Genomic DNA, 18663 nt, shown 5'->3' on the forward strand with positions numbered 1-18663 from the left:
GGCCATGCTGGGTTTGCGCCGAGTCTGCCACAAATTCGGGCCCCCGGTCACCCAAGTGGAGGTTTGCCCGGATCGACTCGCCGCTGCATACGACCGGTGCGATCAACTCCGCCCGGTGTGGCGCAACTGCCGCGCTTTGCCCTGCTCGAGCTCCGCGTGACCCGAGAGATGCTGCGGCACACCCACTTCCCACCACGCACCCGCCTCGGTCCACGACGACGGCTGGGTACGCACCACCACGACCGCGGGCCGCTGTTGCGCGACGGCCGCCTCCCGCGCCCCGCCGTACGCCACGCGGAAGTCCGCAAGTTCGCTCGCAGTGAACACCGGGCACCCCAGCGCCCGCGCGTGCGCCGCGAAGTCGACCCGCGGCGGCTCGGCGTGATTGGTCCGGCAGTCGGCGTAGAAGTTGTTGAACGGCTCCGCCCCCTGCCCCTCCTGCAATCGTGCGATGACGGCATACCCATCGTTGTCGCACACCACCGCGACCAGCGGATGCCCGGCGAAAGCCGCGGAGAACAACTCCGAGTTCAACATCAGATACGAGCCGTCCCCGAGCAATGTAGTGACCAGCCCCTCCGGCTGCTCCTGGGCCACCCCCACCGGACGCACCGCGGCCCACCGATCTCGCCGCGCGGCGGCGCGCGTGGCGGCTGACCGGGCGATCGCCGCGCCCCAGGCTCCGGCGAGTTCGTATCCCATACAGGAGAAGCCGTACTCGACATCCATGGTCGGTGGGGCGGTGGGGGCGCGCCAGCCACCGACAAGTTCGCCAGGAAGACCGCCGGAGGCGGTCATGACGTAGTCCGCGGCAGTGCTGAGTTCGTTGACCACGCCGACGATCTGGGCGTACGTGGGCGGGCCGGGGGTGGGGGCGCGGAGTCTGTCGATGTGGGCGTCCCATTCCGCACGCACCGCTGCCGCCCGGACCGTCCAGTCCGAATCCACGAGCCAGCCGCCGAGTTCAGGCTTCGGTTCGATCAGCATCGCGTCGAGGTCCTGCAGCGTCGCGGCGGCGTCACCGACCACGGCGAGTGCACCGTGCTTGACCGCATCGAAGCGCGCGGCGTTGATGTGCACGATCCGCACCTCCGGTGCGAAGACCGTCCAGGACGCGGTGGTGAAGTCCTGCAGCCGAGTGCCGACGGCCAGCACCACGTCGGCGGCCGCGGCCAGGGTGTTGGCCGACGCCGCGCCCGTGATGCCGAGCGGACCCGCATACAACCGGTGATGGTGGGGCACGAGAGTGCGCCCGGCCGTCGTCTCGGTGACCGGAATGCCATACCGCCTGGCGAATTCCAAGGCGACCCCGGTGGCACCGGAGTAGCGGACTCCCCCGCCCAATACCAGCAGCGGGCGTTGCGATTCGCGCAGGACTCGTGCCGCCTCGGCGAGCGCACCCCGATCGGGACGGGGGCGCGGCACCCGGTGCACCACGGGTTCGAACAGCGCGTCGGGGAAGTCGTAGGTTTCGGCCTGCACGTCCTGCGGCAGCGCCAGCACCACCGGGCCGGTGTCGGCGGGGTCGGTGAGCACGCGTGCCACCTGCGGGAGCGTCGCAATCAGCTGCTCGGGCCGGGTGATTCGATCGAAATAGCGGCTCACCGGACGGAACGCGTCGTTCACGGTGATGGTCGGGTCGCCGAAGTGCTCGACCTGTTGCAGTACCGGGTCCGGGGCGCGGCTGACGAAGGTGTCGCCGGGGAGGAGGAGCAGGGGCAGCCGGTTCGCGTGTGCCACACCGGCGGCCGTCACCATGTTCAGTGCGCCCGGGCCGATCGAGGAGGTGGCGACGCCCACCTGACGGCGATGGGTGGCTTTGGCCAGCCCGACCGCTGCCAGGGCCATGCCTTCCTCGGTATGGCCGCGCCAGACCGGGATCTCGTCGCGGCGCTCGGCCAGTGCGGTGCCCAGCCCGAGCACGTTGCCGTGGCCGAAGATGGCGAAAACCGCTGGGAACAAGGGGACTTCGCGGCCGTCGAGGGTTTGTGAGCGTTGCGCGATCATCCACGCGACCAGCGCTTGCGCGGTGGTGAGCTTCATCCGAGGCGTCCTTCATGGGAGGTGACCGGGCAGCGCGGATCCACTGGCTGATCGGCCCATGCCGCTCGCACCCAGGCGTGCGCGGGGTCGTCACAGAAGGCCATGGATCGTTCCGGCGCGGGTCCGGCCAGCACGTTCAGGTAGTACATGGGGTAACCGGGGGCGGCGATGCAGGGGCCGTGATAGCCGTGCGGCACCAGGAACACATCTCCGTCGCGGACCGCAACGTTCTCGTCGAGCGCCCCGTCGGTCGTGTAGGTCCGGTGCATGCCGAATCCTTCACGCCCCGGGGTGATTCCGTCCCGCCCCGCGATCCGGAAGTAGTAGATCTCCTCGTTCACGACCTCGCACTCCGACGCCTCGTCGTGCTTGTGCGGCGGATACGACGACCAATTCCCGTCCGGCGTAATGAGTTCACAGGCATTCAGCTTGTCGGCGTGCTCCCACACTCCCGGCGACCCGAAGTTCGTCACCTGCCGCGTAGCTTGCCCTGCCCCGCGCACCTCCACCGGAACCTTTTCGGCCGGGCCGTATTTCGGCTCCAGCCGACGTCCGCATCGCGCCATCGGCAACGCCACTTCGATCCCGCCCACGGTGGATATCTCCACCTCGGCATCCCGTGGCACATACGCGAAGTCGGTGACCCGCGTGAAAACCGAGTCCCGCCCGGCGAGTTCGAACACCGCCCCGTCCACCCGCACCGTGCAAGCCCCCGCCAACGGCAGCACGAAAGCCTCGAACTCCCCGGTGTCGAGGACCCGCCGCTCCCCCGCCGCCAGCCGCAGCACCCGCAACCCGGTGTACGACCATCCCGCATCCTCCGGGGTCAGCAGCACGGGATCGGCTGCGCTGCTCAATGTTCCGTGCGGTCGATGCAAGTCCTTCATCTCGCAGCCTCCAGGACGCGAGCCGCCGCCTGCACCGCGCCCGCGACGTCTCCGTCGGGTGGGTAGAGCAGGCTGCGACCGACGACCAACCCGCGGGCGACGTCGTGGCGCAGGGCCGCACCCCAGGAGGCGAGGTCGGCTTCCGGGTCACCGGAGGGTGCGCCGCCGAGGACCAGTACCGGCAGGGTGGTGGCGTCGAGGACCGAGACCTCGTCCGGGGCAGGGATTTTCAGCCAGGTGTAGGCGGAGGTGATACCCAGGCCGGAGGCGACGGTGATGGCCCGCTGCAGGGAGGCGGCGTCCTTGTGCATTTCCAGCGCACCCGTCGCGTCGCGCGCGTACGGCAGCGGTTCGACCATCGCCATCAGCCCGTGCTCGGCCAGTTCCGAGACCGCGCGGGCGCAGGCTTCCAGGGTGGGGATGGTACCCGGGTCCGAATCCACCAGGCGCAGCAGCATTTTGCCGCCGTCGAGGCGGTACTTCACCAGGGATTCGGCGTCGTAGCCGGTGAAGCGGTCGTCGATTTCCCAGTCGGCCCCGGCCAGGCCGCCGCGGTTCATGGAGCCGATAACGATCTTCTCGTGCACGGCGTCGAGCAGCAGCAACTCTTCGACGATGTCCGGGGAGCCGAGCACGCCGTCGACGGCCGGATTGGCCAGGGCGATGAGCAGCCGCTCCAGCAGGGTGCGGCGGTCGGCCATGGCGGTGCGGTCCGCACCGACGCCGAGCGCCCCGCGCGCCGGATGGTCGGCGGCGACCAGGAACAGGGTTCCCTTGTCCGACAGCATGTTCGGACGTCGACGCCGGTCGGCGTACGCCCTCCGCACCGCCTCGGGGTCCGTGGCGCGGGTGTGCAGTAGGTCGTACCAGCGCGCGTCGGTCAGGTGCACAGCATCTCCTCGATTTCGGCATCGGTCGGCATGGCGTCGGCGCAGGCCAGGCGCGAAGCCACCAGCGCGCCGGCGGCATTGGCGTAGCTGGCCAAGCGGTGCGGGTCCCAGCCGGACAGCAGTCCGTGGATGAGCGCGCCGCCGAAGCCGTCGCCCGCGCCCAGCCCGCACACCACCTCCACCAGGCACGGCGGCACCGTCCAGCGCTCGGACTCGGTGGCGATGAGCACGCCCTCCGCGCCGCGCTTCACCACGGCCAGCCGGACGCCGCGCGCCAGCAGGCGGTCGGCGGCCTCGTCGGGATCGGCGGTGCCGACGGCCACCTGCACCTCGGTGCGGTTGCCCACCACCACATTCACGTGATCGACCATCCAGCCGATCTCGGCGCGGGCGGTCTCGACATCCGGCCAGAACATGGGGCGGTAGTCCAGATCCAGCACGGTGTGCCCGTGCCGGGCGCGGCGTTGCAGGATCGCGCGTTGCGTGGAGCGGCCGGGTTCGGCGCTCACGCCGGTACCTGTCACCCACAGCAGCGGCACGGAATCCACCACAGCCCAGGGGATCTCGTCCTCGGAGAGGGTGAGATCCGGTGCGATGGGCGCGCGATAGAACAACAATGGCGGATCGGCGGGCGGGTTGAGTTCGCAGAACACCACCGGCGTCTGCAGATTCGCCGCCGTCCCCACGTACCGGGCCGAAACCCCGAACCCCTCCAACGCGTTTCGCACGTAGTCGCCGAACCCGTCGGGCCCCACCTTGGTGAGGACCGCGGCGCGGCGACCCAGCCGCGCCGCCGCCACCGCTACATTGGTGGCCGTCCCGCCGAGGAATTTCGCGAAGGTCGACACCTCCGCGAGCGGCACCCCGCTCTGTTCGGGGTACAGGTCGACGCCGACCCGCCCGATGGTCAGAACTTCCAGCTCCGTCACGACACCCGCTCCCTCATGACACCGGTTCTCTCACGACTCGACCCGCTCCAATTCGTGTTGCAGCGCTTCGAGTTCCGCACCGCCGGACATCTGCCGGGTCAGCTCGGTGAGGTCGATCTGCGACTTCTCGTAGCTGCCGAGCATGGCCCCGCGTTTGAGCAGCAGGAACCGGTCACCGACCGGGTAGGCGTGGTGAGGGTTGTGGGTGATGAGCACGACGCCCAGCCCACGATCACGCGCCTGCACGACATAGCGCAACACCACACCAGCCTGCTTCACACCCAGGGCAGCGGTCGGCTCATCGAGGATGAGCACCTTGGCCCCGTAGTGCACGGCCCGGGCGATGGCCACGCACTGGCGTTGACCGCCCGACAGCGTGCCCACCGGCTGCTCCAGATCCGGAATGTCGATCCCCATGTCCGCCAGCCCTTTTCGGGCGATGTCCTGCGCCTGCTTACGATCCAGCAGTTCGAGCGGGCCGTACCGCTTGACCGGCTCGGAACCGAGCACGAAGTTGCGCCACACGCTCATCAGCGGCACGACCGCCAGATCCTGGTAGACCGTGGCGATGCCCAGGTCCAAAGCCGCACGCGGCGAGGCCAGTCGGGTGGGCTGCCCCTCGATCCGCAGCTCCCCGTGGTCGTGCTGGTGCACGCCCGCCAGGATCTTGATCAGCGTCGACTTGCCCGCGCCGTTGTCGCCCAGCACGCAGGTGACCTCGCCGGCATTGACCACCGTCGACACGTCGCGCAGCGCCACCACGCCGCCGTAACTCTTTCCGATGCCCACTGTTTCGATCAGCGGCACCACAGCCGGTTCGGTCATCGCCGTACCCTTTCCGCCCGCTTCTTGAATGCGTTGTTGACCAGCACGGCCGAGAACAGCAGCACGCCGAGGAACAGCATGAACCAGTCGCTGTTCCAGCCCGCCAGCACGATGCCCTGGCGCGCCATGCCGAAGATGAGCGCACCGATGGCCGCACCCACCACCGAGCCGAAGCCACCGGTGAGCAGGCAGCCGCCGATGACCGCGGCGATGATGTACTGGAATTCCAGTCCCACACCCTGATTGGCCTGCACGCTGGCGAAGCGCATGAGGTTGCACGCACCCACGATCCAGCCCGCGAAGGCGGTGGTCATGAACAGCAGGATCTTGGTGCGGGTGGCGGGCACGCCCACCGCCCGCGCCGTCGGCAGCGAACCGCCGACCGCGAAGATCCAGTTGCCGAACCGGGTGCGCACCAGCACGAGCGCCGCGACCGCGGTCACCACGATCCACCAGACCACCGACGCCTGGATGCTGGCGCTGCCGATCTTGGTGGTGGAGGCGAAAACCCAACCGGCGGACTGATATCCGTCCGCGGACCGCACCCCCGACACCTGCACGGTGCCGGTGGCCCAGCGCGTCACACCTAGGTTCAAGCCCTGCAATGCCAGGAAGGTGCCCAACGTGACGATGAAGCTCGGCAGGCCCGTCCGCATCACCACCCAGCCGTTGAGCGCGCCCACGGTGAGCGCGAAGACCAGCGAAACAGCCAGTCCCAGCCACACATTCCAGCCCGCGTGCACCGCCAGCAGGCCGGTGATCAGCGCGGTCGAAGCCGTCATCACACCGGTCGAGAGATCGAATTCGCCGCCGATCATGAGCAGGGCCACCGCCACCGCCATGATGCCCAGCGTCGAGGCGTCGTCCAACCAGGTCGAAATACCCAGCGGCTTCACGAATTTCGTCGTGATGGCGGTGAAGAAGAGGAACACCACCACCGCGCCCAGCAGCGCGCCCACCTCGGGGCGGGCCACCAGCCGGTTGAGGATGGCCAGCCGGTCCGGCGGCGGGGTCACCGCGGGTTCGGTCGTTGTCGTAGCAGTCATTTCATTCACTCCCGGCCCGCTCACCGTGTGCCCTGGCCGACGAGTGCGGCGACGGCATCGACATTGGACTTGTCCACGAACGCCGGACCGGTCTGCACCGGATGGCCGCCGCCCACCGTGTTGAGGTTCGACTTGTAGAGCTTCAACATGACGACCGGCAGATAGCCCTGCTCGTACTGCTGCTGATCCACCGCGAACAAAAGAGTTCCCGCCCGGATCGCGCTCACCACATCGGAATTCAGGTCGAAGGTGGCGATGGTGGCCTTCGAGGCGGACTCCTTCACCGCGTCCACCGCGCGGGCCGCGATCTGCGAATTCAGGGTCAGCACGGCGTCGATGGACCGATCGGCCTCCAGCGCGCCCTTGATACGGGACTGCACGTCGGTGGGATTGTTGATGTCCACCTGCAGCGTGGTCGCGGTGCCGAAGCCCTGGGTGGCTCCCGCGCAACGCTCGTTGGCGCCGACGTTGCCCGCCTCGTGAATGACGCACAGCATCTTGTGCTTTCCGGCGTCGGCGAGGCGTTTACCGGCGGATTCACCGGCCATCCGCTCGCTCTGCCCGACGTGGCCGATGGCGCCGAACTTCACGCTCTCGTCCTCGCCGGAGTTGATCGTCACCACGGGAATGCCCGCGGCGATGGCCTTTTCGACCGAGGGCTGCAGCGCGTCGGGATTGGCCATGGACACCACCAGCCCGTCCACGCCCTGGGCCACGGCATTGTCGATGAGCTTGGCCTGCTGGGTCGGATCGCCCGAGGAGTTGTACTCCACCCGGACACCGAGATCCTTACCGGCGGCCTCGGCACCGTTCTTGACCACATTCCAGAAGGCGTCACCGGGCGAACCGTGGGTCACCACGGCCACCGATTTCAAAGAGCCGACCGCGGCCGGAGCCTGAGTGGGACCGGTGACATCGGCACCCGGGCCGCTACAGGCGGCCAGCACGGCAGCCGCCGCCAGCCAGGGCGACAGGCGCAGCCAACTCCGGCGAGAATTCGCCGACCGGCGCGAGCGAGGATTCGCGGACGGGCGTGGCCGGGGATGCGGCCACCCGCGCGAGAAGGGATTCGCGGACATCGTCGTCTTCACCTCCCCACTAAATCCGAGCCGCGGCGAGACCAGCGCCGATCTCGGCCAGGTGTCGCAGACTTTCTCGAGCATCCCGCGTCGGAGCCTCGGCGGTGTCGCCGGGACGCAGCGACGTGTCCTGCTCGATCACGTACCAGCCGCGGTATCCGGCGGCGTGCACCGCGCGGATCAGGGCCGCGATATCGACGTCGCCGGCGCCCAGCGGGACGTAGAGCCCGCGGCGCACCGCCTCGCTGTATTCGATACTGCCGCCGCGTACTTCGGCCGCCAGCTCTTCGCGCACATCCTTGAGGTGGATGTGGCCGATGCGGTCGGCGTGGTGAGCGGCCAACTCGACCGGGTCGGTGCCGCCGATGAGCAGGTGCCCGGTGTCCAGGCACAGGTCGAGGTCGGAGTCGGCCAGGAAGCGCGCGACCTCGTCGGCTGTCTCGACATGGGTTCCCACATGCGGGTGCAGGGCGACGCGCAGGCCGTGTTCGGCGGCGATATCGGCCACGGTGGCGGCGGTGTCGATCAGGGTCCGCCATTCGTGATCGTCGAGCGGCGTGCGGGTGTCGTACCCGTCGCTGCCGGTGGCGGCGGCCAGCACGAGAATCTCGGCACCGGCCGCCTTGAAGAGGGCGGCCGTTTCGCGAGCGGTGGCCAAGGCGCGGCCGGGTTCGCGGTGCAACGCCAGGGCCAGGAAGCCGCCAACGGGTGCGATCCCGTGGTCGCTCAAGCGTTTCGATAGTTCGGCCGGATCGTCGGGTAGGTAGCCCGGTGGCCCGAACTCGGTGGCGGCGAGGCCGAGGCCCGCCATCTCCTCCAGGACCGTTGCGGGCTCGAGGACATGGCCCCAGCCCGGAACTTCGCAGACTCCCCAGGAGATCGGCGCGGCGGCGATACGCAGTGGATGGATCGATTCGGTCATCGGCACTTCCCAGACCCGTCGTATGTACTCAGCATTGGAGCGCTCCAACAATGTAACGTGGCTCACTCCCATGTCAAGAGCCCATCGTGCACCGAAAACCCATGTGTATCCATGGAAAACAGGGTCTTGCAGGGCAAACGAAGGCCAGAATTCGTGTCCCGAATATCCGATTAGAGCGCTCTATTGCCAGTGCCCGCGGCAACGCTGTAGCGTGCGACACACACCGATCCGAATGCCCGGAGGCGAGCATGACCAGACCGACCATGGAGGACGTCGCCGCACGGGCGGGCGTCTCCCGGGCCCTGGTTTCGCTGGTCATGCGCAACTCGCCCAAGGTGAGCGACCATCGTCGGCGGGCGGTGCTGGAAGCGGCCGCCGAACTCGGCTATCAGCCGCACGCCATGGCCCGTTCGCTAGCCAGCCGCACTTCGAACATCGTCGGTGTCATGGTGTCGGACTTACGGAATCCGTTCTTCGCCGATGTGGTCGAGGGCATGGACGAGGCCGCCCAGGAGGCCGGGCTCGAACTCATCCTCAATACCGGCCGCCGCAGCGCAGGACGGGAACGCACCGCGCTCGAGAGCCTGCTGGCGTTCCGGCCCGGCGGCATCATCCTGCTGTCGCCGGTCCTGCCCGCATCCGCGATTCGCGATGCGGCAGGGCGCTGCCCGATCGTGTTGGTGTCACGCACCTCCACCAGCCCCGCGGTCGACACCGTCAACGACGACGGCGAACTCGGGGCGGCGCTGGCCGTGGATCATCTTGTCGCCCTGGGACATCGGCGCATCGTGCACCTCGACGGCGGCGCGGCCTTCGCGGCCCCGCCCCGACGCAAGGGCTACACCGCGGCCATGACCCGATACGACCTGGAACCCATGGTGATTCCCAGCGAGCACACCGACGAGGCCGGGGCGGCAGCGGTTCGTAAACTGTTGAACCTCTTCTCCCCCAGTACCTTTCCCACCGCGCTCGTGTGCGGCAACGATTTCAACGCCGTGGGCGCGATGGCCGCACTCGACCAGGCCGGGCTGCGTGTCCCCGAGGACGTCTCGGTCGTCGGCTACGACAACACCTCGCTGGCGGCGCTGCGGCACGTCGCGCTCACCACCATCGATCAACCGCGAAAGAGTATCGGCCAGTTGGCTGTTCGCGCTCTCACCGAGCGGCTGCGTGACGAGCGCACCGAACCGGTGCGCAAACGCCTGGAGCCGTCCCTGGTCGTCCGCTCGACCACCGCCCCACCCCGCGACTGACAGGAGCCATCATGTCCGCCCCGATCACTGTGGGCCTCGCCGGCACCGGCCGCATCGGCACCTCCCACGCCGAAACCCTGAAAACCCTGCCCGGCGTGGGCACGGTCATCGTCACCGATGCCGACACCGAACGCGCCCGCGCCACCGCCGACAAGCTCGAGGTGGACTTCGCGCCCGATATCGAGGCGCTGCTGGCCGCCGATATCGACGGCTTGGTCATCACCACCGCCACCGATTCGCATCCCGCGCTGATCACCGCCGCGGTGGATCGCGGCATCCCGGTGTTCTGCGAAAAGCCCATCGCCGCAGACATTTCCGGCACGCTGCGGGTGGTCGAGCGGGTGGAGCGGTCGCAGGTTCCGGTGCAGATCGGCTTCCAGCGGCGCTTCGACGCCGGATATCGGGCCGCGCGCACCGCCATCGCGGCCGGGGATCTGGGCTGGATCCACACCCTGCGCGCCACCACCCTCGACCCGGCACCGCCACCGGCGGAATACATTCCGCGCTCCGGCGGCCTGTTCCGTGACTGCGGCGTCCACGATTTCGACATCATCCGCTGGGTCACCGGCCGGGAAGTCGTGGAGGTGTACGCCACCGGAGCCAACCGCGGCGAACAGTTCTTCGCCGACGCGGGCGACGTCGACACCGCGGCGGTGATACTGCGCCTCGACGACGGCTGCCTGGCCACGGTGTCCCTGACCCGCTACAACGGCGCGGGCTACGACGTACGCCTGGAAGCGCTGGGCGCACTCGGCAATGCGGTCGTCGGCCTCGACGACCGTGCCCCTCTGCATTCCGTGGAACCCGGCTACCCGCCCTCCGCGCTGCCCGCCTACCCCGGCTTCATGGACCGCTTCCACGGCGCCTACACCGAAGAACTCGCCACTTTCCTGAACGTGATCACCGGCACCCAGCCCAACCCGTGCCCACCCGCCGAAGCCCTGGAAGCCTTCTATATCGCCGAGGCATGCGAACTTTCACGCCACCAGGGCAAGCCCGTCCAACTCTCCGACATCCGCCGCTCCTGAAACTTCGGCTACCGCGCGGCGGTTTGCCCGTTTATCCTCCGTTTGCCCGGTGATCACAGCGGGAACACCGAACGAGAGCTATTGGGATGAGCGGGAATCCGATACCACCGGGCTATCAGCCGAACGACGAACTGTGGACGCAGAACACCGAGGTGTTCGCCGCGATCCAGGACGACTACGAGCCCGAACCCCGCCGCCCCAAGATGTCGCAGGGCAGCAAGTACGCCATCATCGGCCTGACCGCCACCATCGTGGTCTCGGTCCTCGCCATCGGCGGCCTGCTGCTCTCGCGCGGCAGCGGCTGGAACGCCGCCCCCAACGCGGCCACCGGACCCAACACCCCACACGTCGTCCTCACCCCGCCCCCGTCGACCTCACCCACCGTGACCACCACCCCCTCCTCGGTCTACGAGGGCACCGACGCCATCCCCTCCAGCTCGTCCCCGACGACCACCACAACCGCCACCACCACGACAACGGCGGCCGCGGTGGTCCACGGCACCTGCACCACACCCGGCCAGTCCACCGTCGCCGACGACGGCACCGTCCTCACCTGCGACGTGGCGAGCGGCGCGACAAGCTACTCCTGGCTCCCGGTCAGTCACCCCGCCGTCGGCTACCCCTGCAATGCCGCCGAAGCCGGAACCTTCGGCTACGCCACCAACGGCACCCAACTCGTCTGCGCCCGCCGAGCCGGCAGCACCACCCCCTCCTACGTGTGGGACAGCCCCGGCACCCTCACCACCGGCAAACACGACCCCGGCCAACCCTGCAACCTCCGCAAAGACGTCATAGCCCAATCCTCCAGCGGCCGAGCCGTCTACTGCCAACCCCAATCCGGCAGCGCCAACCCCTACCTCGGCGCCTGGCGACTCCCCTCCTGACCTGGTTTCCCGGTAGCTAGGTCAGCAGCAACGTGGCAGCTAGGGCTGTCATGACGAGAGCGATGACGGAGTCGAGGATCTTCCAGGCCTTGGGTTTGGCGAAGACGGGGGCCAGGAGACGCGCGCCGAAGCCCAGGGACAGGAACCAAATGAGGCTGGCCGCAATCGCTCCGGCGGTGAGGAACCAGCGGTCGGGGGTGGCGTAGGTGTTGGCGAAGGAGCCCAGGAGGACGACGGTGTCGAGGTAGGCGTGGGGGTTGAGCCAGGTGACGGCGAGGCAGGTGGCGATCGCGGCGCCGAAGGCGATGGGGGCGCCGCCGCCCGCGGAGAGGCCCGAGGCGGAGAGGGCGCGCTTGGCGGCGAGGAAGGCGTAGCCCAGGAGGAAGGCCGCGCCGGCGTATTTGGCGATGGTCATCAGCATGGGGGCCGCGTCGACGATGGTGCCGAAGCCCGCGACGCCGAGGGTCATGAGGATGACGTCGGAGGTGATGCAGACCGCTACCACCGGGAGGACGTGTTCGCGTCGGATGCCTTGGCGCAGCACGAAGGCGTTCTGGGCGCCGATCGCCACGATGAGGGAGAGTCCGAAGCCGAGTCCTGAGATGGCCGCCAGGGCCGCCGATGATGCGTTCACCGTTCGAAGTTAGGACGAGCGTCCATGACCAGGCCAGCTAAAGATTCTGACGTACCATTACGCTTTCTTAATATGGACCTGCAGCTGGATCAACTGCGCGCCCTCGATGCCGTCATCAGCGAGGGCACCTTCGACGCCGCCGCCCGCAAACTCAGCGTGACCCCCTCGGCGATCAGCCAGCGCATCAAGGCGCTCGAGGACGCAGCCGGGCGGATCCTGGTGCAGCGCACGAAACCGGTGCAGCCCACCGAATCCGGGCTCACCGTGCTGCGGCTGGCCCGGCAGATCCAGCTGCTCACCGGCGACACCGCCCGCGAACTTGGCGACGCCCACCAGCCCACCGACCGACCGGTCGTGATTCCCATTGCCGTCAATGCGGATTCACTACAAACCTGGGTCATCGACGCGCTCGGCCGCGCCGCTCCCGGCCTCTGTTTCGAAATCCACCGCGAGGACGAGGAACACACCACCCGCCTGCTGCGCGACGGCACGGTGATGGCCGCCATCACCTCCACCGCGGCCCCGGTCCAGGGTTGTTCGGTGCGGCGACTCGGCGCGATGCGCTATCGACCCATGGCCCAGCCACAATTCGCGCGCACCTGGTTCCCGGACGGCGCGAATGCGAAATCCTTCGCCCACGCACCCGTGGTGCTCTTCGACCGCAAGGACGATCTGCAGTTCCGGCTCATGCGCCACTACACCCGCAAACAGGTCGATCCGCCGCGCCATTACATCCCGTCCTCGGCCGGATTCAACGATGCCGTCCGGGTCGGTCTGGGCTGGGGCATGATCCCCGACATCATGATTCGCCCGGAGGACGATCTGATTCCGCTGGACGACAAGGTATTCGTGGACGTTCCGCTCTACTGGCAGCAGTGGAAGCTGGATTCGCCCGCGCTCAGCCTGGTCGCCGCGACCATTGCCGAGGGCGCCGCGCGTACGCTCTTGTGATAAGCCACAACCGGATTCGTTCTGTGTGACCCCGGGTACTAGATGACGTGGGCGAACTCGCCTGCCATAGTCGAAGGCATTGCGGTCGGCCAGGAAGGAATTTCGTTGTCACAAATCGTGCGCGGCGTCATCGCACGCTCCAAGAACGCTCCCGTGGAAGTCACCGATATCGTGATCCCGGACCCGGGTCCGGGGGAAGCGGTGGTGAAGGTGCAGGCCTGCGGGGTCTGCCACACCGATCTGCATTACCGCGAAGGCGGCATCAACGACGAATTCCCCTTCCTCCTCGGGCACGAGGCGGCGGGCATCGTGGAATCGGTGGGCGAGGGCGTCACCGATGTCGAGCCCGGGGATTTCGTCATCCTCAATTGGCGGGCGGTCTGCGGATCGTGTCGCGCTTGTCGTAAGGGCAAGCCCTGGTACTGCTTCTCGACCTTCAATGCGTCGCAGCCGATGACGCTGACCGACGGCACCCCACTCACCCCGGCCCTGGGTATCGGCGCGTTCGCCGAGAAGACCCTGGTGCATGCCGGGCAGTGCACCAAGGTGGATCCGAGCGTCTCCCCCGCCGCCGCGGGCCTGCTGGGCTGCGGTGTGATGGCGGGCCTGGGCGCGGCCATCAACACCGGCGCGGTCAGCCGCGGCGATTCGGTCGCGGTGATCGGCTGCGGCGGTGTCGGCAATGCCGCGATCGCGGGAGCCCAGCTGGCGGGCGCCACCACCATCATCGCCGTCGATCTCGACGAGCGAAAGCTGGAGTGGGCCACCGGTTTCGGGGCCACCCACACCGTGAACGCCTCGAAAGAGGATGCGGTGGAACGGGTTCAGGAACTCACCGACGGTTTCGGCGCGGATGTCGTGATCGATGCGGTGGGCCGCCCGGAGACCTGGAAGCAGGCCTTCTACGCGCGGGATCTGGCGGGCACCGTGGTGCTGGTGGGCGTCCCGACCCCGGACATGTCCCTGGATATGCCGCTCATCGATTTCTTCTCGCGCGGTGGGTCTTTGAAGTCCTCGTGGTACGGCGACTGCCTGCCCTCGCGGGATTTCCCGTACCTGATCGAGCTCTACAAGCAGGGCCGCCTCGACCTGGACGGCTTCGTCTCCGAGACCATCGCGCTCGGCGAGGTCGAGGAGGCCTTCACCAAGATGCATCACGGTGATGTCCTGCGTTCGGTGGTGGTGTTCTGATGGCACACATCGACCACACCGTCACCGTCGGCACCTTCAGCCTCGACAACGAGACCTTCGATGTCGACAACAATGTCTGGGTGGTGGGCGACGATCTGGAGTGTGTCGTCATCGACGCCCCGCACAATGTCGCGGCCATCCTGGACGTGATCGGCACCCGCACGGTGAAGGCCATCCTGGTCACCCACGCGCACGACGATCACATCCGGGTGGCGCCCGAATTGTCCAAGGCCACGGGCGCTCCGGTGCTCATGCATCCCGAGGACATGGTGCTGTGGCAGCAGACGCATCCGGATGTGAAGCCGGACGGTGAGCTGTCGGACCAGCAGGTGATCGCGGTCGGCGGGACGGAACTGCACGTGCTGCACACGCCGGGTCACGCGCCGGGCGCGGTCTGCTTCCACTCGCCGGATCTGGGTGCGGTCTTCACCGGTGACACCCTGTTCCACGGCGGCCCGGGTGCGACCGGTCGGTCGTACTCGGACTACGGCACCATCGTCGATTCGATTGCCGACCGCCTGCTGACCCTGCCGCCGGAGACCCTGGTGCACACCGGTCACGGCGAATCCACCACCATCGGTGCGGAATCCCCGCAGCTGGAGGAGTGGCGCCAGCAGTAGCTGAGCCGATCAACGGTGGTCCGGTCCCTGACCTGCGGCGGACCGGACCACTGTCAAGCTCCCTAACGATCCCCCCACTTCGGCGCGCCACCGGGGAACACGCCGGATTCGCCGGTTTTGCAAGCTCATTCACAAGATTTTCCCAGCGAATCCGCGCCTAGAGTTGTCCATGAGAAAAGCTACAGCCGCGCTGGCTCTTTCGTTTGTCCCGCTCCTCGCCGTGGGTTGCTCCGCCAGCTCCGGATCCGGGGCGGTCACCAAGACCGATGTACAAACCAAGGTCAGCAGCTTCTACAAGGACAAGTCACACGAGGACGCGAAGACCGTGTCCTGCGACGGCGATCTCGCCGCCAAGGTGGATGCCACCCAAACCTGTACCGCGACCGCCGCCGACGGACAGAACTGGGTCATCACCACGAAGGTCACCAAGGTCGACGGCAAGGACGTCTACTACGACCTGAACTTCAACGACAACTACGTCTCCCCCGAGGACGTCGCCTCCAGCGTCTCGAACTACTACGTTCAGCAGGTCGGCAGCGCCCCGCAATCCTCCACCTGCAACGGCCTGCTGCGCGGCGCCACCGGCGCGAGCATCCGCTGCGTGGTGACCGAAACCGACGGCACCCGCTGGGGTGTCACCGCCAAGACCACCAATGTCGAGGGCACCAAGGTCAACTTCGACATGATCCTGGACTCGCAACCGATGCCTTGATCCCAGATGCCGGACGGGTGCTCAGGCTGGAATCTGCGATTGTCACCGTGATGTGTTTCAATACGTCGGTTTCCAGCTCCACCCAGGGGGATCGTCAGCTTGTCCATGCCCGAATCGCCGTTCGGCACAACCCAATCCGCGCCGAACCCGCATCAGGCCGCCCAATTCGCCCAGGCCAACGGCGTCTATTGCAACTATTGCGGTGCCACTCCCGCAATAGATCTCGACTTCCGCGCACACCGCGGCATGATCTTCATCATGAGCTTCCGGAAGCTGCCGGGCCCGTACTGCCGTGATTGCGGACTGGCCTCCTTCCGGAAGATGACCGGCGAGAGCCTCGTGCAGGGCTGGTGGGGGCCGATCTCGGCGATCATCGCCAACCCGGTCACGCTCTTGATCAATACGGTCAATCGCGCACGGTTGCAGCAGTTGCCGCCGCCCATCCCCGGTGCGCCCAGGCTGCCGATGGATCCGGGCCGCCCGCTGTGGCAGCGGCCGACGATCATCGGGCTGTTGATCCCGATCATCGCCATCGCGTTCGTCGCGTTCGGCAGCAGCAACAGCAGCGGTACGTCGGCCAATCGGAACAGCTACAACTACAACTACACGCCGACGACGAGTTACTCGATGCCGTACGTGCCGGTCGTCCCGTCGGTCGCGCCGACCACCCAGGCTGCCCACGATGCCAAGTCGGCCAAGGTCGGGGACTGCGTCTACGACAGCAACGGCGATATCGCCAAGGACAATCGGCCGAAGGTGCAGGTCGTGGACTGCTCGGATCCACGCGCCCGGGCCACGGTGCTGGCCAAGCCGACCGGTCTGGCGGCCGACAAGGAGTGCGACAACAACTACCCGGCCACCGACGTGGTCATCACGCACTCGACCAGCTTCAACGGCGGGCCGGAGCTCATGGACTTCGCGCTCTGCCTGCAGCTGAAATAGGTCCGGCTACCGGCAGCCGTCCAGGGTCGCCGTGGCGAGCTCGCCCACCACATCGCCGAGCGCGCCGCGGGCCCGGAAGGCATTCAGCTGGCGGCGTGCCCCGTTGCCCCGCAACAGCAGCGCCGCGACGGCCTCGGTGACGAACCCGAGGTCGTCGAGCTGTTCCAGCGCGGGCCGGATGTGCTCGATGAGCCGGTCGAGCAGCTCGCGCACCGGTACCGTGCGGCCGTCGAGGGGATCGATGGCCGCACCGTCCAGGCCCTCGTGCGCCGCTCGCCAATAGGCCGCGCGCAGTACGTCTTCCGCGATCACCGGCACCAGATCGGTGGTGCGGGCGGTCATTGCGCAGGCCCGCACCAGGCTGGCCAGCAGCGCGGTCTCCTCCACGGTGGCGGGCACGTCGCTGACGCGCACCTCCACCGTCGGAAAGGTGATCGACGGCCGCACATCCCAATACACCATCTTGCGATCGAGGATGACGCCCAGCGACAGCATGGATTCCACCGCCGTGTCGAAGGCTGCGACCGAGTCGAAGTGCGGCGGCGGACCGGCGCTGGGCCAGCGCCGCCACAGGATGTTTCGCCAACTGGCATAACCGGTTTCGCCGCCTCGGTAGATGGCGGAGTTGGCGGTGAGCGCCAGCAGCAGCGGCAGCCAGGGCCGCAGGAAGTTGCTCACCTGCAGCGCGGCGGCGCGGTCGGGGACCGCCACGTGCACGTGGCAGCCGCACAGCCCTTGTTCGTGCGCCAATCTGCCGAAGTTCTCGGCGATTCGGTGATAGCGCGGGGTCGAGGTGATGGACAGTTCGTCGGGAATGGCCGGCGGCACAGCGGCTGCCAGCAGCAGCGCGTCGTTCTTCTCGGCGGAGGCCGCGGCACCACGCCGCAGTTCCCGCAATTCCTGAAGTAGCTCACCGGTATTCGTGTGCACGCGCGTGCTGGTTTCCACCTGGCACCGCATGATTTCCAATTGCAGGTCCATGCCGAAATCCGCTGCGGTGCGGGCGACGTCGGCATTGCGGCCGACCGGCGCACCGGTGAGCGGATCCACGAGGAGGAACTCCTCTTCGACACCGACGGTCGGCGGGGCATCCACCAACAACGTGTACCTCACCCGCGACCGGCCCACACCTGCCGGAGCGGTCTCTCCGGACCGCCCCGCGCCCCAGCCAGCCGACGGCTATCGGGCCCGCCGCCGAGCGGACCTGTCGGTGGCATGGGTCACAATGCGGGTATGGCATACGACGAGACACTGGCCGACCGGATCCGGGACGCACTCGGGCCGGAACTGCCACACATGGTCGAAAAGAAGATGTTCGGCGGCCTGGCCTTCCTGGTAGGCGGCAATATGGCGGTCGCCGCCAGCGGCAAGGGCGGCCTCATGGTCCGCACCGACCCCGACACCTCGAGCGCCCTGCTGCAGGCGGGTTCGGTCGAGCCGATGGTGATGGGCGGCAGGCAGATGAACGGCTGGCTGCGCGTCGCCACCGAGGCCGTCGCCGACGACGACGTCCTCGACGAATGGATCCGCCGCGGGGTCGATTACGCCAGGTCACTACCACCCAAGTAGCGATTCCGGCCGAAGCTGCCGCCGGCGAGCGAGCTCAGCGCGCCCGCTGTCCTTGCGTGGTCCAACACCCTTGCGCGCCATGGCGAATTCGGATGCGCCCTCGCATTCGTGACCGGCATTGCGCCCCTCGCGATCGGTGCCGCGGTTCGCCCGGCGAATCAGCCTCCGCGTCGTGCAAATACTGTGCTCCGGGGCACAGCTCTCGAGCGAGTGTGGCTCGGTTCACGCAATCCTGTGCTGCCGCAAGCTAATTGTCGG

The 18663-nt window shown here is 67.9% G+C and carries 19 protein-coding genes; 9 read left to right on the top strand and 10 right to left on the bottom strand.

The window, feature by feature from the left end:
• Positions 1 to 102: 102 nt before the first annotated feature.
• The 8 genes from ACYVN4_RS21505 to ACYVN4_RS21540 are packed head-to-tail and all read right to left on the bottom strand — an operon-like array spanning position 103 to position 8621.
• The gene (locus tag ACYVN4_RS21505; RefSeq protein WP_460723740.1) at positions 103 to 2043 is read right to left on the bottom strand and encodes a thiamine pyrophosphate-dependent enzyme; all 1941 of its coding nucleotides are present in this window, start codon (positions 2041 to 2043) and stop codon (positions 103 to 105) included.
• Positions 2040 to 2930 carry a 5-deoxy-glucuronate isomerase gene (gene iolB / locus ACYVN4_RS21510; protein ID WP_460723741.1) on the bottom strand — a complete coding sequence of 297 codons (891 nt, stop codon included), beginning with the start codon at positions 2928 to 2930 and terminating at the stop codon, positions 2040 to 2042. Before iolB ends, ACYVN4_RS21505 begins: the two co-directional genes overlap by 4 nt.
• Positions 2927 to 3820, bottom strand: a complete 894-nt coding sequence (locus ACYVN4_RS21515) for a Cgl0159 family (beta/alpha)8-fold protein (RefSeq protein ID WP_460723742.1) — start codon at positions 3818 to 3820, stop codon at positions 2927 to 2929. Before ACYVN4_RS21515 ends, iolB begins: the two co-directional genes overlap by 4 nt.
• Positions 3811 to 4749 (bottom strand): 5-dehydro-2-deoxygluconokinase, encoded by a 939-nt coding sequence (gene iolC, locus ACYVN4_RS21520; protein WP_460723743.1) that lies wholly within the window; start codon positions 4747 to 4749, stop codon positions 3811 to 3813. Before iolC ends, ACYVN4_RS21515 begins: the two co-directional genes overlap by 10 nt.
• Before the next feature lie 30 nt (positions 4750 to 4779).
• Positions 4780 to 5574, bottom strand: a complete 795-nt coding sequence (locus tag ACYVN4_RS21525; RefSeq protein ID WP_460723744.1) for an ATP-binding cassette domain-containing protein — start codon at positions 5572 to 5574, stop codon at positions 4780 to 4782.
• The gene (locus ACYVN4_RS21530) at positions 5571 to 6620 is read right to left on the bottom strand and encodes an ABC transporter permease (protein ID WP_379365046.1); all 1050 of its coding nucleotides are present in this window, start codon (positions 6618 to 6620) and stop codon (positions 5571 to 5573) included. Before ACYVN4_RS21530 ends, ACYVN4_RS21525 begins: the two co-directional genes overlap by 4 nt.
• A 20-nt stretch (positions 6621 to 6640) precedes the next feature.
• Positions 6641 to 7699, bottom strand: coding sequence for a sugar ABC transporter substrate-binding protein (locus ACYVN4_RS21535; RefSeq protein WP_460723745.1), 1059 nt, complete (start codon positions 7697 to 7699; stop codon positions 6641 to 6643).
• 19 nt (positions 7700 to 7718) lie between these two features.
• Positions 7719 to 8621, bottom strand: a complete 903-nt coding sequence (locus ACYVN4_RS21540) for a TIM barrel protein (protein WP_460723746.1) — start codon at positions 8619 to 8621, stop codon at positions 7719 to 7721.
• Between the two features lie 248 nt (positions 8622 to 8869).
• Between ACYVN4_RS21540 and ACYVN4_RS21545 the strand changes: the two genes are divergently transcribed.
• From ACYVN4_RS21545 to ACYVN4_RS21555, 3 genes are all read left to right on the top strand, one after another.
• Positions 8870 to 9874 (top strand): LacI family DNA-binding transcriptional regulator, encoded by a 1005-nt coding sequence (locus ACYVN4_RS21545; protein WP_460723747.1) that lies wholly within the window; start codon positions 8870 to 8872, stop codon positions 9872 to 9874.
• 11 nt (positions 9875 to 9885) lie between these two features.
• The gene (locus ACYVN4_RS21550) at positions 9886 to 10902 is read left to right on the top strand and encodes a Gfo/Idh/MocA family protein (protein WP_460723748.1); all 1017 of its coding nucleotides are present in this window, start codon (positions 9886 to 9888) and stop codon (positions 10900 to 10902) included.
• A gap of 86 nt (positions 10903 to 10988) precedes the next feature.
• Positions 10989 to 11786: a hypothetical protein gene (locus ACYVN4_RS21555; RefSeq protein ID WP_460723749.1), complete on the top strand. Its 798-nt coding sequence runs from the start codon at positions 10989 to 10991 to the stop codon at positions 11784 to 11786.
• Positions 11787 to 11802: 16 nt separating this feature from the next.
• On the opposite strand, the gene ACYVN4_RS21560 is transcribed toward ACYVN4_RS21555, so the two are convergent.
• A complete protein-coding gene (locus tag ACYVN4_RS21560) occupies positions 11803 to 12420 on the bottom strand; it encodes a LysE/ArgO family amino acid transporter (protein ID WP_460723750.1) in 618 nt (205 codons plus the stop codon).
• A gap of 72 nt (positions 12421 to 12492) precedes the next feature.
• On the opposite strand from ACYVN4_RS21560, the gene ACYVN4_RS21565 reads away from it, so the two are divergent.
• From ACYVN4_RS21565 to ACYVN4_RS21585, 5 genes are all read left to right on the top strand, one after another.
• Positions 12493 to 13371 carry a LysR family transcriptional regulator ArgP gene (locus tag ACYVN4_RS21565; protein ID WP_460723751.1) on the top strand — a complete coding sequence of 293 codons (879 nt, stop codon included), beginning with the start codon at positions 12493 to 12495 and terminating at the stop codon, positions 13369 to 13371.
• A 105-nt stretch (positions 13372 to 13476) separates the two neighbouring features.
• Positions 13477 to 14562, top strand: a complete 1086-nt coding sequence (locus tag ACYVN4_RS21570; protein WP_460723752.1) for an S-(hydroxymethyl)mycothiol dehydrogenase — start codon at positions 13477 to 13479, stop codon at positions 14560 to 14562.
• Positions 14562 to 15182 (top strand): MBL fold metallo-hydrolase, encoded by a 621-nt coding sequence (locus ACYVN4_RS21575; RefSeq protein ID WP_460723753.1) that lies wholly within the window; start codon positions 14562 to 14564, stop codon positions 15180 to 15182. The genes ACYVN4_RS21570 and ACYVN4_RS21575 overlap by 1 nt, the downstream gene beginning before the upstream one ends.
• Before the next feature lie 169 nt (positions 15183 to 15351).
• Positions 15352 to 15894 (top strand): DUF4333 domain-containing protein, encoded by a 543-nt coding sequence (locus ACYVN4_RS21580; protein ID WP_460723754.1) that lies wholly within the window; start codon positions 15352 to 15354, stop codon positions 15892 to 15894.
• A gap of 105 nt (positions 15895 to 15999) precedes the next feature.
• Positions 16000 to 16836 (top strand): LppU/SCO3897 family protein, encoded by an 837-nt coding sequence (locus tag ACYVN4_RS21585; protein ID WP_460724058.1) that lies wholly within the window; start codon positions 16000 to 16002, stop codon positions 16834 to 16836.
• A gap of 6 nt (positions 16837 to 16842) precedes the next feature.
• On the opposite strand, the gene ACYVN4_RS21590 is transcribed toward ACYVN4_RS21585, so the two are convergent.
• Positions 16843 to 17931: a glutamate--cysteine ligase 2 gene (locus ACYVN4_RS21590; RefSeq protein WP_460724059.1), complete on the bottom strand. Its 1089-nt coding sequence runs from the start codon at positions 17929 to 17931 to the stop codon at positions 16843 to 16845.
• Positions 17932 to 18069: 138 nt separating this feature from the next.
• Here ACYVN4_RS21590 and ACYVN4_RS21595 point away from each other — a divergent pair, with 138 nt between their 5' ends.
• Positions 18070 to 18405 (top strand): TfoX/Sxy family protein, encoded by a 336-nt coding sequence (locus ACYVN4_RS21595; RefSeq protein WP_460723755.1) that lies wholly within the window; start codon positions 18070 to 18072, stop codon positions 18403 to 18405.
• Positions 18406 to 18663: the final 258 nt, after the last annotated feature.

Source organism: Nocardia heshunensis (assembly GCF_054782115.1).